Annotated in this window: 13 protein-coding genes; 11 read left to right on the top strand and 2 right to left on the bottom strand. The window is 71.8% G+C overall.

Going from position 1 to position 16,662, the window contains the following annotated elements; all coding sequences use genetic code 11:
- Positions 1-11 precede the first annotated feature (11 nt).
- Both uxuA and uxaC read right to left on the bottom strand, forming a co-directional pair.
- On the bottom strand, positions 12-1,133 hold the full coding sequence (gene uxuA, locus ACFQ8E_RS11865) for a mannonate dehydratase (protein WP_430550778.1): 1,122 nt from the start codon (positions 1,131-1,133) through the stop codon (positions 12-14).
- 107 nt (positions 1,134-1,240) lie between these two features.
- Positions 1,241-2,659 (bottom strand): glucuronate isomerase, encoded by a 1,419-nt coding sequence (uxaC, locus tag ACFQ8E_RS11860; RefSeq protein WP_430550741.1) that lies wholly within the window; start codon positions 2,657-2,659, stop codon positions 1,241-1,243.
- Positions 2,660-2,839: 180 nt separating this feature from the next.
- On the opposite strand from uxaC, the gene ACFQ8E_RS11855 reads away from it, so the two are divergent.
- The 11 genes from ACFQ8E_RS11855 (at position 2,840) to ACFQ8E_RS11805 (ending at position 16,662) form a co-directional block, all read left to right on the top strand.
- Positions 2,840-3,853 carry a LacI family DNA-binding transcriptional regulator gene (locus ACFQ8E_RS11855; protein WP_430550740.1) on the top strand — a complete coding sequence of 338 codons (1,014 nt, stop codon included), beginning with the start codon at positions 2,840-2,842 and terminating at the stop codon, positions 3,851-3,853.
- 61 nt (positions 3,854-3,914) lie between these two features.
- On the top strand, positions 3,915-5,396 hold the full coding sequence (locus ACFQ8E_RS11850) for a mannitol dehydrogenase family protein (protein ID WP_430550739.1): 1,482 nt from the start codon (positions 3,915-3,917) through the stop codon (positions 5,394-5,396).
- A gap of 358 nt (positions 5,397-5,754) precedes the next feature.
- Complete coding sequence (locus ACFQ8E_RS11845; RefSeq protein ID WP_430550738.1) at positions 5,755-7,071, top strand: ABC transporter substrate-binding protein; 1,317 nt, start codon at positions 5,755-5,757, stop codon at positions 7,069-7,071.
- A 113-nt stretch (positions 7,072-7,184) separates the two neighbouring features.
- Positions 7,185-8,033: a carbohydrate ABC transporter permease gene (locus ACFQ8E_RS11840; protein WP_430550777.1), complete on the top strand. Its 849-nt coding sequence runs from the start codon at positions 7,185-7,187 to the stop codon at positions 8,031-8,033.
- Entirely contained in the window at positions 8,030-8,989 is a 960-nt protein-coding gene (locus tag ACFQ8E_RS11835; protein WP_430550737.1) for a carbohydrate ABC transporter permease, read from the top strand. The genes ACFQ8E_RS11840 and ACFQ8E_RS11835 overlap by 4 nt, the downstream gene beginning before the upstream one ends.
- A gap of 41 nt (positions 8,990-9,030) precedes the next feature.
- Positions 9,031-9,684: a hypothetical protein gene (locus tag ACFQ8E_RS11830; protein ID WP_430550736.1), complete on the top strand. Its 654-nt coding sequence runs from the start codon at positions 9,031-9,033 to the stop codon at positions 9,682-9,684.
- Between the two features lie 94 nt (positions 9,685-9,778).
- Positions 9,779-12,109 carry a rhamnogalacturonan lyase gene (locus ACFQ8E_RS11825; protein WP_430550735.1) on the top strand — a complete coding sequence of 777 codons (2,331 nt, stop codon included), beginning with the start codon at positions 9,779-9,781 and terminating at the stop codon, positions 12,107-12,109.
- 125 nt (positions 12,110-12,234) lie between these two features.
- The gene (locus tag ACFQ8E_RS11820; RefSeq protein WP_430550734.1) at positions 12,235-13,383 is read left to right on the top strand and encodes a Gfo/Idh/MocA family protein; all 1,149 of its coding nucleotides are present in this window, start codon (positions 12,235-12,237) and stop codon (positions 13,381-13,383) included.
- Between the two features lie 131 nt (positions 13,384-13,514).
- Positions 13,515-14,849, top strand: a complete 1,335-nt coding sequence (locus ACFQ8E_RS11815; RefSeq protein ID WP_430550733.1) for an extracellular solute-binding protein — start codon at positions 13,515-13,517, stop codon at positions 14,847-14,849.
- Entirely contained in the window at positions 14,846-15,748 is a 903-nt protein-coding gene (locus ACFQ8E_RS11810) for a carbohydrate ABC transporter permease (protein WP_430548093.1), read from the top strand. Before ACFQ8E_RS11815 ends, ACFQ8E_RS11810 begins: the two co-directional genes overlap by 4 nt.
- Entirely contained in the window at positions 15,745-16,662 is a 918-nt protein-coding gene (locus ACFQ8E_RS11805; RefSeq protein ID WP_430550732.1) for a carbohydrate ABC transporter permease, read from the top strand. Before ACFQ8E_RS11810 ends, ACFQ8E_RS11805 begins: the two co-directional genes overlap by 4 nt.

Raw genomic sequence — 16,662 nt, 5'->3', positions numbered from 1 at the left:
GCGGGGCAGGGTCAGCGGGTGTAGCGGAACGCGTCCCACGCGCCGAGCAGGTACTGGATGCCCATCGCGCGGTCGTACAGCCCGTACCCGGGCCGCGGCTTGTTCGTGGTGTTCTCGTCCCACAGGTGGCGGCCGTGGTCGGGGCGCACGTAGCCCGTGTACCCCGCCTCGGCGTAGGCCTTCATGATGCCGGTGGTGTCGACGTCGCCCTCGCAGGCGCGGTGCGCCACCTCGGTGAAGTCGCCGTTCGGGAAGTGCTTGATGTTCCGCACGTGCGTGAAGTGGATGCGGTCCATGAAGCGGCGCACGGTGTCGGCCGCGATCGGCGCCTGGGCCGGGTTCGCCGAGAAGCTCCCGAGGCACAGCGTGAGGCCGTGGTTCGGGCTCGGGTGCAGGTCCAGCACGCGCTGGAGGTCCTCCGGGGTGGAGACCACGCGGGGCCAGCCGAAGACGTCGAACGGCGGGTCGTCCGGGTGCACGCCCAGCTTGATCCCCGCCTCCTCCGCCGCCGGGACCACCGCGTCGAGGAAGTACCGGTAGTGCGTGTACATGTCCTCGTGCGTGACGCCCTCGTACGCGGCGTTGAGCTCGGTGAAGCCCGCGAGCCGCTCGGGCTCCCAGCCGGGCAGCGTGAGGCCGTGCGACCCGGCCTCCATGTCGGCGATGAGGCCCTCGGGCGTCATCTCGTCCACGACCGCCTTCTCGAAGAACAGCGCGGTCGAGCCGTCGGGCAGCGGGTGCCACAGGTCCGTGCGCAGCCAGTCGAAGACGGGCATGAAGTTGTAGCAGACCACCTTGACGCCGGCCCGGCCCAGCCGCCGGATCGTGGTCACGTAGTTCTCGATCGCCTCGTCACGGCTCAGCCCGAGGACGGTGCGCCCCAGCTTGATCGACTCGTGCACGTTGACCGACTCGACCACCTCGGCGTCGAGCGTGCGGGTCACGCCGCGGGCCCGGGCCTCGTCGGAGAGCCCGGAGATGCGCGCCACCTCGGCGTCGATCTCCTCCTGCTCCCACACCTCACCGGCCTGCTTGTGGTGCAGGCTCCACACGATCGTCTCCACGCCGGGGATCTGCCGGACGTGGTCCAGCGTGACCGTGTCGTTGCCCTCGCCGTACCAGCGGAAACCCATCTTCACTGCGTGACTCCTTGCTCTCGTCCGTCGCCGCGATCACCGTGCGAGCGCGAGACCGGCCCGGTTCGGCGACCGACGGTGGGCCGATCTCGTGCTCGCACCGGTCAGGGGCGGGAGTAGGCCGCCTGCGGCAGGCGGTAGGTCAGGTCGGTGGCCACGTCGACCGCCTCGTCCAGGTCGAGGCGGTGCTCCGCCACCAGGCGGGCCAGGTAGCCGGCGTCGACGCGCCGGGCCAGGTCGTGCCGCGCGGGGATGGAGCAGAACGCGCGGGTGTCGTCCACGAAGCCGCTCATGTTGCTGAACCCCGCCGTCTCGGTGGCCGCCTCGCGGAACCTCCGCATCGCGTCGGGGGCGTCGAGGAACCACCACGGCGCGCCGAGCCGCAGCGCCGGGTAGACGCCGGCCAGCGGCGCGAGCTCGCGCGAGTACACGTCCTCGTCCACCGTGAACGCGATCAGGCGGAAGCCCGGGTGGTGGCCGAAGGCGTCCAGCACGGGGCGCAGCGAGCGCGTGAACTCGGTGACCACCGGGATGTCGTAGCCCTTGTCCGGGCCGAAGGCGGCGAACGGGGCGCTGGCGTGGTCGCGCAGGACGCCCGGGTGCAGCTGCATCACGAGGCCGTCCTCGGCCGACATCGCGGCCATCTGGAACAGCATGTGCCCGCTGAACGCCTGCGCCTCCGCGGCCGTGACCGTGCCGGCCAGCGCGGCGTCGAGGATGCGGCGCGCCTCGGCGTCGTCCAGCGGCGTCGTGTCGGCGTACAGGTGGCCGTGGTCGGTGGCCCGCGCGCCCGCGGCGACGAAACGCTCGCGCTGCGCGCGCAGGGCCTCGAGGTAGCGGTCGTAGGACGTGACGTCGACGCCGGCCGCCTCGCCGAGCCGCGCGACGTCGTCGCGCCAGGTCGCGCGGTCGACGTGCAGCAGCGGGTCGGGCCGGAAGGTCGGCAGCACGCGGTCGCCGTAGCCGTCGGCGGCGAGCTTCCCGTGCGCGTCGAGCGTCGCCCAGGCGGGGTCGGTCGTGGCGATGACCTCGATGTTGAAGGCGTCGAGCAGCGCGCGGGGGCGGAAGTCCTGCTCGGCGAGGCGAGCGGCCACCTGGTCGTACAGGGCGTCGGCCGTCTCGGCCGAGGGGCGCTGCGTGACGCCGAGGATCTCGACGAGCACGTGCTCCAGCCAGTAGCGGGTGGGCGTGCCGCGGAAGTGCTTCCACCCGGCGCAGAACCGGCGCCAGATCTCCCGGGGGTCGGTCTCGACGGCCTCGTCGTCCGTGGAGCCGACGCCGAGGCGGGGGAGCGTCTCGCCCTGGGAGACCAGCATCCGCGTGAGGTAGTGGTCGGGCACGACGACGAGCTGGGCCGGGTCGCCGAACGGCGCGTCGTCGGCGAACCACTCGACGGGCACGTGGCCGTGCATCGAGACGATCGGCAGGTCCCGCACCGCGGCGTAGATCTCGCGGGCCAGTGCCCGGGATCCGGGGTCGGCGGGCAGTGCCCGGTCGGGGTGCAGGGTCCAGCGCTCGCTCACAGGGGCTCCTCAACGTCGAGATGGGATGCGAACGTTTGCATCGTAGCCTGCCGACCGCCGGGCACGGAATCCCTAAGGCAACCGGCGCCAGGGGGAGACATGGCGTGGCGAGATGTGCGACGATCTGGCAAACGTTCGCATCGTCCGGGTGCGTGCGGCGGGCACGAGGAGACGGTGGTCGTGGTCACGGTGCACGACGTCGCGCGGGCGGCCGGTGTGTCGATCTCGACGGTCTCGCGCGCCCTGACCGACCCGCAGCGGGTCGCCGCGCCGACGCGCGACCGGGTGACGGCCGCGGCGCGCGAGCTCGGCTACCGGCCCAACCGGGCCGCCAGCGTGCTCCGTGCGGGCCGCTCCGGAGCGCTCGGGCTCGTCGTCCCCGACCTCGCCAACCCCTACTTCGCGGCGATCGCCAAGGGCGCCCAGGCCCAGGCGCGGGAACGGGGCGTCGGCCTGTTCGTCGTCGACTCCGACGAGGACCCCGAGCTCGAGACCGAGGCCGTCTCGGGCCTGGCCCCGCAGACCGACGGGATCATCCTGTGCTCCCCGCGCGCGGTCGAGCGCACCGTCGAGGCGCTCGCGGGGCGGCCGGTGGTGCTGGTCAACCACCACGTCGACGGGCTGCCGTCCGTCGTCGCCGACCACGAGGCGGGCATGCTGCGCACGCTCGAGCACCTGCGGGCCCTCGGGCACGCCAAGGTCGCCTACGTGGGCGGGCCGGCCCGCTCGTGGTCGGACGGTCGCCGCCGCGCCGGCCTGCGCGCGGCCGCCGCGCGACTGGGGGACGTCGAGCTCGTGGAGCTCGGGCCGCACCGGCCGCAGGTCGCCGGCGGGCACGCGGCGGCGGACCTCGTCGTCGGCACCCGTGCCACGGCGGTCGTGACGTTCAACGACCTCGTGGCCGTCGGCCTGGTCGAGCGGCTGCGGGTGCGCGGCCTCGACGTGCCCGGCGACCTGTCCGTCGTCGGCTGCGACGACGCGTACGTCGCGGAGCTGCTGTCCCCGCCCCTCACCACCCTGCGGACCGACCTGCGCGACTCGGGCCGGGTGGCCGTCGACCGGCTGGTCCTGCGCCCGGGCAAGGACGACGGCGCACTGCAGGGCGACGTGACGCTCCCCGTCGAGCTCGTCGTCCGCGGGTCGACCGCACCTCCGCGCGCCGCGGCACCGCGGCCCGCCCCCGACACCCCCTGACCGACGACCTGCAAGCCCTGGACGCATCTTCCCGGCGACGCCGCCGGACGACGGAGGAACCATGACCGACCGCCTGCACCGCTCCCACCTGCCCGCCCACCTCGAGGCGCCGGTGACCCCCGACCAGGTGGGCATCGTGCATCTGGGGATCGGGGCGTTCCACCGGGCGCACCAGGCGGTGTTCACCGAGCTGGCCGCCCGCGCCACGGACGACCGCCGGTGGGGGATCCTCGGCGTCACGCAGCGGTCGGCCTCCGTGCGCGACCAGCTGCGGCCACAGGGGGGCGCCTACTCGGTCCTCACCGCGGGCACGCACGAGACCCGGCTGGACCTGGTCGGGGCGGTGCTCGACGTCGCCTGGCCGGCCGAGGAGACCGCGCGGGTGCTGGAGACGATCGCGGCGCCCACGACGCACGTCGTGACGCTCACCGTCACCGAGAAGGGCTACGCCCGCGGCGCGGACGGCGGGCTCGACGTCGAGCGGGTGCGCCCGGACCTGGATGCCCTCGCCGCCGGTGACGCCAGCGTCCCGGGCGCGACGGCGGTCGGCCTGCTCGTGCGCGGGCTCGCGGCCCGGTGGCGGGCCGCGCAGGCCGCGGGGGAGCGGCGCCCGGTCACCGTGCTGACCTGCGACAACATGGTCGACAACGGGCACGTCCTGGAGCGGCTCGTGACCGAGGCGGTGGACGCGGCGCTGCCGGGCGAGCAGGGCGCCGCGCTGCGGTCGTGGCTGGCGGCGGACGTCGCGTTCCCCTGCTCGATGGTGGACCGGATCGTGCCCGCGACGACGCCCGCGCAGCGCGACGCGGTGGAGCGCGAGCTCGGTGCGCGCGACGAGGGTCTCGTCGTCGGCGAGCCGTTCCGCCAGTGGGTGATCGAGGACCGGTTCGCCGGGCCGCGTCCCGCCTGGGAGCAGGCGGGCGCGACGTTCACCGACGACGTCGCACCGTGGGAGCAGGCCAAGCTGCGGCTGCTCAACGGCACGCACTCGCTGCTCGCGTACGCGGGCCGGCTGGCAGGTCACGCGACGCTCGCGGAGGCCGTGACCGACCCCGCGCTGCGCGAGCGCGCCCGCGGGTTCATGCTCGACGACGCGCTGCCGACGCTCACCCCGCCCGACGGCGCCGACCTGCGCGCGTACGCGGAGTCGCTGCTGGAGCGGTTCGCCAACCCGGCCACGGGCCACACCACGGTGCAGGTGTCGATGGACGGCACCCAGAAGATCCCGTTCCGGTGGGGCGGCATCGTCGCGGACCGGCTGGCGGCGGGCGCGGTCCCGGCGGGCGCGGCGTTCGCGCTCGCGGCGTGGAGCGAGGTGGTACGCCGGGAGGCGGCCGCGGGCCGGCTGGTCGACGACCCGCGGGCGCAGGAGCTCGCCGACGTGGTGGCCGACGCCGGGGACGGCGATGCGGCGGCCGCGTCGCCGTCCGCCGTCGCGCGGGCGCTGCTCGCGCTCCCGGGCCTGCTGCCCGAGGAGGCCGGCACGGACGCCGGGCTCGTCGACGCGGTGCTGGCCCAGGTGCCCCAGCTCGCGGAGGTCTGACGCGCGACACCCGCACGAGGCGGCAGGGGTCCGGGGGAGCCGCTGCCGCCTCGCGTGCGGATGGACGCCCGTCGCCTGCGGGTTCGTCCGACGCCGGTGCCGCGACGTAGGCTGCCCGCCGGATGTGAGCGATCACACGTCCCCGGATCGGCGGCCCCTTCCGTCGACGGGTGGCGGACCGTCGCCGCGGGAACACGTCCGGGCTCGTTGCGAGATCGTGATGTGACTCGGAGCACCTCGGGGCTGGACAACGCTTACCGAATCCTGTTTTATCGATTCAGTCGGCAGCCGTGCGAGGGGTCAACGGGGCGTCCTCGCCGCCGACGATCGTGGACGATCGACGAGCGAGGAGGCTCACATGAGGATCACGCGGAAGGCCGCCGGCGCGGCCGCGGCGGCGGTCGCCGTCGCCCTCACCCTCACCGCCTGCGGAGGCGGCGCCGACCCTGCGGAGCCGGGCTCCGCGGAGAAGGTGAGCACCGACGAGGACATCACCATCTCGCTCGCCTGGTGGGGCGAGCCGGCCCGCGCGGAGATGTACGAGAAGGCGGTGGACCTCTTCGAGGAGGAGCACCCCAACATCACCGTGCAGACCCAGTTCCAGGACTGGGACGGCTACTGGACCTCTCGCGCCACGGAGGCCGCGGGCGGCGCGCTGCCCGACGTCATCCAGATGGATCTGTCCTACCTGCGCCAGTACGGCGCCACGGGGCAGCTCCTCGACCTGGGCGGCCAGGTGGGCGTGAACCTCGACACCGAGGGTGTGGACGACTCGCTGCTCTCCTCCGGTCAGATCGACGGGGCGCAGTACGGCGTCCCGACGAGCACCAACACGCTCGCCACGTTCTACAACGCCGACCTGCTCAAGAAGGTGGGCGTCGAGCCGCTCGCCGAGGGGTACACCTGGGACGACTACAGCGCGTGGATCCAGAAGGTCACGGACGCGGGCGCCGGCGAGGACCCGGCTCTCTACGGCGGAGGCGACTTCACCGCGACGTTCTGGTTCTTCCTGCAGTGGCTCATCCAGCAGGGTGTCGAGCCCTTCAGCGAGGACGGCAAGCTGAACTTCGACGAGGCGCAGATGACCGAGTGGCTGAACCTGGGCCAGGGTCTGCGCGACGCCGAGGCGATCTACCCGATCAAGAAGAACAAGCAGCTCGAGCCCCTCGGCGGTTTCCACGTCAACGAGGTCGCCTCCGAGTCCACCTGGGACAACTTCCTGGCCGGCTACGTGGCCGAGTCGGGCGAGGACATCCAGATGCTGCCGATCCCGTCGGGCGAGAACGGCCCGGCCCAGTTCTGGAAGCCGTCGATGCTGCTCTCCGCGTCCGCGCAGACCCAGCAGCCGGAGGCCGCCGCGGCGCTCATCGACTTCCTCATCAACGAGCCGGAGGTCGGCAAGATCTTCGGCACCTCGAAGGGCGTCCCCGCCGTCCAGGCGCAGATCGACGCGATGGACGTCGAGCCGGGCTCGGTGGACGAGCAGGTCGTGCAGTACGAGGAGCAGGTGGCGGACGTCGTCACCGAGGCCGCGCCCGTGCCCGTCGAGGGCTTCGGCGAGATCGAGGCGGAGTTCAAGCGCCTCGGTGAGGAGCTCGGGTACGGGAACATCACGGTCGACGAGTTCGTCACGCAGTGGTTCTCCTTCGCCGACGGCGCGGTGAAGCAGTCGTGACTGCGGTGACCTCGGGCACCACCACGCTCGACACCGCTCGGGGGGCGCAGAACGCGTCCCCCGAGCGGGGGCGGGCCAAGCGCCGGCGTGAGGCTGGTGCGGGGTTCGCGTTCTTGTCGCCGTGGTTGGTGGGTTTCGTGGTGCTGACGGCGTTCCCGATGGTGGCGTCGTTGTATCTGGCGTTCACGGACTATGACTTGTTCCGGCCGCCGTCGTGGGTCGGGATCGACAACTTCGTGAAGCTGTTCGAAGACCCCAGGTTCTGGACCTCGGCGAAGGTGACCGCGATCTATGTGCTGGTCGGCACGCCGATCAAGCTCGCTGCCGCTCTGTTGGTGGCGATGGTGCTGAACATGAAGCACCGGGGCCAGGGCGCGTACCGGTCGATCTTCTACGCCCCCTCGCTGATCGGCGCGAGCGTGTCGATCGCGATCGTGTGGAAGGCGATGTTCATCGATGACGGCATCGTGGACCGGATCCAGCAGCTGTTCGGGCTGCCGGCCGGGGGTTGGGTGGGTGACCCGTCCAAGACGATGCCGATGTTCGTGCTGCTCGCGGTGTGGACGTTCGGCGCCCCGATGGTCATCTTCCTCGCGGGCCTGAAGCAGATCCCGGCCGAGCTGTACGAGGCGGCCGCGGTGGATGGTGCGGGCCCGGTCCGCAAGTTCTGGCGGATCACGATCCCGATGCTGTCCCCGGTGCTGTTCTTCAACCTGCTGCTGGAGACCATCGGCGCGTTCCAGGTGTTCGGGTCGGCGTTCATCATCTCCGGCGGCACGGGCGGTCCGGCGGACTCGACCCTGTTCTACACGCTGTACCTGTACATCAAGGGCTTCGCGCAGTTCGACATGGGGTACGCCTCGGCCATGGCCTGGGTCCTGGTCGTCGTGGTCGGCGTGATCACCGCGATCTTGTTCAAGACCTCGAACGCCTGGGTCCACTACTCCGGAGACAACCGATGAGCGCGCACATCACGACACCGCCGCTGTCGAACCAGGCGGCCGCCACAGGAATCGCCACCGGGGGCGGGTCGTCCCGCCCGGCCGGGCCGGTCGACACGTCCCTGCGCAAGGCCGCGAAGCGTCGTCGGGGTGTCCGGTCGGTCGGGTTCCACGCCTTCATGGTCGTGTGCACGATCGTGGTGCTGTATCCCGCGGCGTGGATGCTGATGTCCTCGTTCAAGCCCAGCAACGAGATCATCGGGAACATCAGCCTGTGGTCGGACAACCTGTCGCTGTCCAACTTCGCCACGGCGTTGTCCGGGATCGGCGGGGTCGGGTTCTGGACCTTCTTCGGCAACTCCATGATCCTCGCGGTCGCGTCGGTGGTCGGGGTGGTCCTGTCCTCGACCGTGGCGGCGTACGCGTTCGCGCGGATCGACTTCCCCGGCCGGGGCATCTTCTTCGCGATCATGATCGGCACGCTGCTGCTGCCGTTCCACGTCGTGATCATCCCGCAATACATCATGTTCAACGAGCTCGGCATGGTGAACACGTTCATCCCGCTGCTGGCACCGAAGTTCCTCGCCGGGGAAGCGTTCTTCGTGTTCCTCATGGTCCAGTTCATGCGCAACCTGCCCCGCGAGCTGGACGAGGCCGCCCGCATCGACGGCGCCGGCCACGGGCGCATCTTCGGCTCGATCATGCTGCCCCTGATGCGACCCGCCATCATCACCAGCTCGATCTTCGCGTTCATCTGGTCCTGGAACGACTTCCTCGGCCCGCTGCTCTACCTCAAGAAGCCCGACCTGTACCCGCTGCCCATCGCGCTGCGCCTGTACGTCGACCAGACCAGCGTGTCCGACTACGGCGCCCAGATGGCCATGGCCGTCCTGGCCCTGCTGCCCGTGATGATCTTCTTCATCCTCTTCCAGCGCTACATCGTCGACGGCGTCGCCACCCAAGGCCTCAAGGGCTGACGATGGGGCACGGCACGAGGACGGCGACGGAAGGGGTGGACATGGCGGCAGGTTCAGGTCGCGAGCGTCGGGGGCGCGCGAAGCGCCCCACGAGCGGCGGCGAGACCAAGACGGGTGCCGCCCTCGGCCTCTTCGCCGAGGTGGTGCTGGCCGGCGTGCTCGTCGCGCTCGGCAGCCTGCTGCTGGTCACCGCGGTGCCGTCCCTGGCGGCGGGCGTGGCGCACGTCCGCCGCCAGGTGACCGGCCACGACATCGGCGTGGCCCGGTTCGCCCGCGACTGGTGGGCGGCCGTGCGGGCCCTGTGGCCGCTCGGCCTCGCCGCCGTCGCGGTCGCCCTGCTGCTCGCCCTGGACTGGCAGCTCGCGCGGGCGGACGTGCTGCCCGGCGCGAGCGTCGTCGCGGTGGTGGTCGCGGTCGCCGCGGCTGCCGTCGTCGTCGTGCTGGCCCGGGCGGCGGGCGCCTGGTCGGAGCCCGCCGTCTCCGGTGACGGCCCCGGACTGACCGCGCGCGAGGCGCTGGCGGCGGGCGCGCGACGCACCCAGGACGACCTCACGGGGTCGGTGCTGCTCGCCGTGGCGGCGGGGCTGTGCGTCGTCTTCGTCTGGATGCTGCCGCCGCTCGTGCTGGTGGTGGGCGGCCTGCTCGCCCTCGCGGTGGTGGGCGTCGAGACCCGACGCGGCGGCCGCCCGGCCTGACGATCTTCCGGCCGCCGTCGGGGACCGCACGGTTCCCGACGGCGGGCCGGTGGTGTCCGATCCCGAGTTGCAACGATGCAGAGAGGAACGACCCATGCGAACGACCAGAACCACCGCGGGTGCCGTCGCCGCGCTGACGGCGGGGGTGCTCGCCGTCGGCGGCGTCTCCGCCGCCGCGACACCGGCGCACGACAGGGGCCACCCCCGGCCGACCGGCGTCCAGCTGGAGCACCTCGACCGGGGGCTCGTCGCCGCCTCGACCAGCGAAGGAGTCTTCCTGTCCTGGCGGCTGCTGGGTGACGAGGTCACCGGGCACACGGACACGGGCATGGCCGGGCCGGCCTTCGCGGTCTTCCGCGACGGGAAGCGGGTCGCCACGGTCACGGACTCCACGAACTACGTCGACGCGAAGGGCGCGGGCGGCAGCGCGACCTCGCGCTACGCCGTCGCGCCGGTGACGCAGGACAAGCACGGCCGGGAGCGGGTGGGCACGCGCAGCGCGGCGGTGACCGCGTGGTCGGACGACTTCCTCGACGTCCCGCTGAACAAGCCGGCCGACGACCTGACGCCGCTGGGAGAGCCGATCACGTACTCGGCCAACGACGCGTCGGTGGCCGACCTGGACGGGGACGGCGCGCTGGAGATCGTCGTGAAGTGGTACCCGTCGCGCGCCAAGGACGTGTCGCAGAAGGGGTACACGGGCAACACGTACTTCGACGCGTACGAGCTGGACGGCACGCAGCTGTGGCGGATCGACATGGGCGTGAACGTCCGTTCGGGCGCGCACTACACGCAGTTCCCGGTGTACGACTTCGACGGCGACGGGACCGCCGAGGTCATGATGAAGACCGCTCCGGGTACCAAGGTCACGACCTACCGCCACGGGAAGCCCGCGAACGAGCGGTACGTGCCGATCTCGAAGGCCGACCGCAAGGCCGGCGTCACGAACGATGACGACTACCGCTGGAGCGCGGCGGACTACGCGGACCACCTCGTGGAGCTGTTCCAGGGCTGGACCGACGAGCCCGAGGTGGCGAGCGGCCAGTGGCCCGCGACGATCGAGGCGGCGCTCGGCATCGAGCCGCGGTACGACTACCCGCTGTCCGAGGCCGACGCGCGCGAGCTGGTCGACTACTACGTCGACGAGTGGGCGCCCGCCCGCTCCGACCGCAACGACCTGCGCACGTTCGACGGCTTCGTCGTCAGCGGTCCCGAGTACCTCACCGTCTTCGACGGCCGCTCCGGCAAGCCCCTGGACACCGTGGACTACGAGCCCGGCCGCACCGACGACGGCCTGCGCTGGGGCGACTACGAGTGGACACGGATCGAGCCCGGCAACCGGGTCGACCGGTTCCTGTCCGGCGTCGCGTACCTGGACGGCGAGCACCCGTCGGCGATCTTCGCCCGCGGCTACTACACGCGCGCCGCGATCGTGGCCTACGACTGGGACGGCAAGCGGATCAGCACGCGCTGGACCGCCGACTCCGGGTTCAAGCCGATGAACAACCCGTTCCTGGACAGCGACAACAAGGGCGTGCAGCCGGACCCCGACAACGAGCTGACGCAGCTGTGGGGCCAGGGCTTCCACTCCCTGTCCGCGGCGGACGTGGACGGCGACGGCAAGCAGGAGATCGTCTACGGGGCGGCGACGCTCGACGACGACGGCACGCTGCTGTACTCGTCGTCCGACACGCTCCCCGAGGGCTCGTCGAACCCGGGGGCGACGGCGAACCTCGGGCACGGCGACGCGATGCACGTCACCGACATCGACCCGGCCCGCCCGGGCCTGGAGATCTGGACGTGCCACGAGGGCGGGGCGGGCGTGCCCTACGGCTCGGTGCTGCGCGACGCGGCCACGGGCGAGGCGCTGTTCGGCGCGTTCTCCGGCAGGGACACGGGACGTTGCCTGACCGGCGACGTCGACCCCACCCCCGGCATCGAGGTCTGGGCGTCGATGCCCGACGGCACCGACGCGTCCGGGCTGCTCAGCGCCACGGGGGAGCAGCTGCGCGCCACCACGCCGGGCACCAACCAGACCGTCCGCTGGGCCGCCGACGGCACCACCCAGATCGTCACCGGCTCGCGCGAGGAGACCCCGCGGATCGTGGACGGCGACGGCACCGTGCGCCGCACGCTGGACGGCACGCTGACGAACAACGACACCAAGGGCAACCCGTCGCTCGTCGCCGACGTGCTGGGCGACTGGCGCGAGGAGGTGCTGGTGCGCACCGCGGACTCGTCCGCGCTGCGGATCTACACGTCCACCGAGGTGAGCACCACGAAGATGTACACCCTGCTGCACGACCCGCAGTACCGGGCCGAGGTGGCCCGGCAGCAGACCACCTACAACCAGCCGTCGTACCCGGGGTTCTACCTGGCCTCCGACACCGACTGGTCGCAGGTCCCCGTCCCGTCGCTGAGGTAGTCCCACTCCTGCCGAGGTAGTTCCGTTATCGCCGAGGTAGTTCATGGCACCTTGTCATGAACTACCTCGGCGAGAACGGGACTACCTCGGCCGGCCGGGAACCACCTCGGCAGAGAGAAGCAGCCATGAAGGTCACCATCCTCGGCGCCGGCGCGATCGCCGGCGCGCACGTCGACGCCGTCCGCGCGCTGGCCGCGCACGGCGGGCCCGACGGCGCGGAGGTCACGCACGTCGTCGACGTCGACGCGGGCCGCGCCGCCGCGTTCGCGGCCGAGCACGGCGTGCCGCACCACGGCACCGACCTGCAGGCGCTGCTCGACGCCGGCGAGGTCGACGTCGTGCACATCTGCACGCCGCCGTCGGTGCACCTGCAGGCGGCGCTGGCGGCGCTGCGGGCCGGAGCACACGTCGTCGTGGAGAAGCCGGCGGTCCTGTCGCTGGCGGAGGCCGACGCCCTGGCGGCGGCGGAGCGGCAGGCGATCGACGCCGGTCTGCCGGGGCGGTTCACCCAGATCGTGCAGCACCGGTTCGGCGCGGGGATCCAGCGGCTGCGCCGGCTGCTCGACGACGGGACACTCGGTGCGGCGTACGTCGCGCAGTGCGACACGCTCTGGTTCCGCACGCCGGAGTACTTCGAGGTGCCGTGGCGGGGCCGGTTCGACACCGAGGGCGGTGGCACCACGATGGGCCACGGCATCCACCAGTTCGACCTGCTGCTGGCCGTGCTCGGCCCGTGGACCGAGGTGCGGGCGATGGCCGGCAGGCTCGCGCGGCACACCGACACCGAGGACGTCTCGACGGCACTGGTGCGGTTCGCGGGCGGCACGATGGCGACGATCACGAACTCCGCGGTCTCGCCGCGCCAGACGTCGCGCCTGCGCTTCGACACGGAGGCCGCGACCGTCGAGCTGGAGCACCTGTACGGCTACGACGACACGAGCTGGACCGTCACCCCCGTGGCGGGGCGGGAGGACGTCGCCGAGGCGTGGGCCGCCGACGCGGCGTCGTCGGGGACGTCCGTCGACGGCGGCGCGAGCGGCCACCTGGCGCAGCTCGTGCCCACGTACCTGGCGCTGGCCGAGGGGCGGACTCCGCCCGTCACGGTCGCGGACACCCGCGCCACCCTCGAGCTCGCGGCGGCGATCTACAAGTCCGCGTTCACGGACGCCACCGTCCGCGCCGGCGAGATCGTCGAGGGCGACCCGTTCCACGCGTCCATGGCCGGCACGGGCACCCCCTGGCCGCCCGTCAAGGACGTCCCCACCGCCGTCTGACACGCGGGGCGTGGCTCCGGGACACGCCCTGAGACGGGTTTGACCCGGGCGTCCGACCCGCTGTTAACGTGACCACGCTCACACGAGCCCGGGGCACCTGCCCCGCCGACGTCACGACGAAGTGGGGACGGATGCGACAGTTCACGAGACGGGAGCTCCTCGGTTGGGGGCTCGCCGGGGGAGCGTCGGCGGTGCTCGCCGGGTGCGCGACGCCCGGCACGACGTCGGTCAACGCCCAGCCGGTGGTGCCGGCCGCGACGGGGGAGAAGGTCACGCTCACGTACTGGGCGTGGCTCAAGGACCTGCAGAAGGTCGCCGACGTCTGGAACGCCCAGCACCCGGACGTCCAGGTCCAGGTGTCCTGGATCCCGGGCGGCAACGACGGCGGGTACCAGAAGATGTACTCGGCCCTCGCGGCCGGGGGCGGGCCCGACCTGGCGCAGGTGGAGATGCGCACCGTGCCGGAGTTCATGCTGGTCAACGGGCTGGTGGACCTGGAGCGGTACGGCGTCTCCGAGCACGCGGACAAGTTCGACGAGACGCTGTGGAGCCAGGTGAGCTTCGCCGGCGGCGTCTACGGCATCCCGCAGGACTCCGGCCCCGTGGGGATGTACTACCGGCCCGACCTGTACGAGCAGGTGGGCGCCGACGTCCCCACCACGTGGACCCAGTGGGCCGAGGTGGCCCCCGCGTTCCGCGAGATCGGCGCCTACATCGACTCCTTCCCGCTCGACGACACGTCGGTGTTCGCGGCGCACGCCATGCAGGCCGGCGCCACGTGGCTGCGCAGCGCCGAGGACGGCTGGGTCATCGACATGGCCGGCGAGGTGACGCTCGACGTCGCGCGCTTCTTCGACCAGGTCATCGACGACGGCCTGGTGACCACGGCCGCCAACCCGTACACCCCCGGCTGGTACGCCGCCGCGGCGCACGACCAGATCGCGTCGCTCGTGAGCGCGAGCTGGGGCGATGCGCTGCTGCAGAGCGTGAGCGGCGCGGAGGGGAAGTGGCGCGTGGCGCCGGCGCCGCGCTGGGGCCACGGCTACGGGTCGTCGTTCATCGGCGGCTCGACGTCGGCCGTGCTGGCGAACAGCAAGCACCCGAAGGAGGCGATGGAGTTCGCCGTCTGGATGAACACCGACCCGGAGGGCATCGACGCGATGATCGAGCACTCCGGGATCGGGTGGTCGCCGGCGCGCGACTACATCGGCGCGGCGCGCGAGGAACCCAGCGAGTTCTTCGGCGGGCAGCGCTACAACACCGAGGTCTTCCAGCCGGCCACGCAGGACCAGAACCCCGACTGGCAGTGGTGGCCCATCACGCAGCAGACGTTCAACATCCTCGGCGACGGGTTCCGGGGCAAGGCCACGGGCGGCACGCTCGTGGACGCCGTGGTCGCCGCCGAGGAGCGGACCATCGAGGTGTTCCGACAGAAGGGCCTGACGATCCGGAGGGCGGAGCGATGACCGCGAAGAAGGCGAGCACCGCCGTCGGGCGCGCGCCCTGGATCCTGGTGGGGCCGTTCCTCCTGCTGTTCCTCCTGACGTTCGTGCTGCCGATCATCGTGGCGATCGGGCAGAGCTTCACCACCGTCACCCGCGCGGGGCTCTTCGGCGAGCAGGGCGTCACCACCGGGTTCGCCTGGTTCGAGAACTACCGGATCGCCCTGGAGGACGGGAACTTCGTCGCGTCGATCTGGCGGATGCTGCTGTTCGGCGTCGTGCAGGTGCCGGTGATGATCGTCGCGGCGACGGTCCTGGCGCTGCTGCTCGAGTCGGCGTCGGCGCGCTGGCCCGGCTTCTTCCGCGCCACGTACTTCATGCCGTACGGCATCCCGGGCGTCATCGCGACCATCCTCTGGTCGTTCCTCTACGTGCCCGGCCTCAGCCCGATCATCGACCTCACCGAGACGCTGTTCGGGTTCACGCCCGACTTCCTCGGCGCGGGGACGGTGCTGTGGTCGATCGCGAACATCGTGACCTGGACGTACGCGGGCTACAACATGCTCATCATCGTGGCCCAGCTCAAGGCGATCCCGCCGGAGATGTACGAGGCGGCGCGCGTGGACGGCGCCGGTCCCTGGCGCACTGCGTGGAGCATCCAGCTGCCGCTGATCCGCCCGGCGCTGGTGCTCACCACCGTCTTCTCCATCATCGGCACGCTGCAGCTCTTCGCCGAGCCGCAGCTCCTCATGACCGTGTCGCCCGCGATCGACTCGCAGTACACGCCGAACCTGTCCGCGTACACGACCGCCTTCGCCTACAACGACTACAACGTCGCCGCCGCCCAGTCCGTGCTCATCGCGCTCGTGGCGTTCGCGCTGTCCTTCCTCTTCCTCCGGCTGACGAACAGGAGCTCGCGATGACCGCCGCCGTCTCCACCGCGCCGCGCCGTACCGACACCCCGGACGTCCCCCCGGCGACCCCCGGTCGCCGCGGCCGGCGCCCGGCGACGACGATCCTCGTCACCGCCGTCCTCGCCGTCGTCGCGATCTACTTCCTGGTGCCCGTGTACTGGGTGGTCGTCGCGGCGTCGAAGACGACGGACGACCTGTTCGGCACCAACGGCTTCTGGTTCGGGAACACGTTCGCGCTGTTCGACAACCTCGCCGCCGTGCTCACCTACGGCGGCGGCGTCTTCCTCCGCTGGTTCGCCAACTCCGTGCTGTACGCCGGGGTGGGTGGCCTGATCGCCACCTACCTGGCGGCGGCGGGCGGGTACGCCCTGGCCAAGTACCGGTTCAGGGGCCGCAACCTCATCTTCGGGCTCGTGCTCGGCGGCGTCCTCGTGCCCGGCACGGCCACCGCCCTGCCGCTGTTCCTGCTGTTCAGCCAGCTCGGGCTCGCCAACACGTACTGGAGCGTGCTGATCCCGTCGCTGGTGTCGCCGTTCGGGTTCTTCCTGTGCCGCATCTACGCGGACGCCACCGTGGACACCTCCCTCGTGGAGGCCGCCCGGATCGACGGCGCGGGGGAGCTGCGCATCTTCCACACCCTGGGGCTGCGGATCATGACGCCCGCCCTCGTGACGGTGTTCCTGTTCCAGATCGTCGGCATCTGGAACAACTACTTCCTGCCGCTCGTGATGCTCAGCGACCAGGACCTGTACCCGATCACCCTCGGGCTCAACAACTGGAACAGCCAGACCGACCGGCTGCCCGAGTTCTACGAGCTCACCACCGGGGGCGTCCTGCTCTCGGTGATCCCGCTCGCCGTCGCCATGATCGTGCTGCAGCGGTTCTGGCGCGGCGGCCTGACGGAAGGTGCTGTCAAAGCATGA

It is taken from the genome of Isoptericola sp. NPDC056573, from assembly GCF_042793335.1.
Lineage (GTDB): Bacteria > Actinomycetota > Actinomycetes > Actinomycetales > Cellulomonadaceae > Isoptericola.
Note: the sequence above shows the minus strand (reverse complement) of the source record. Positions and strands in the feature narration are given on the sequence as shown.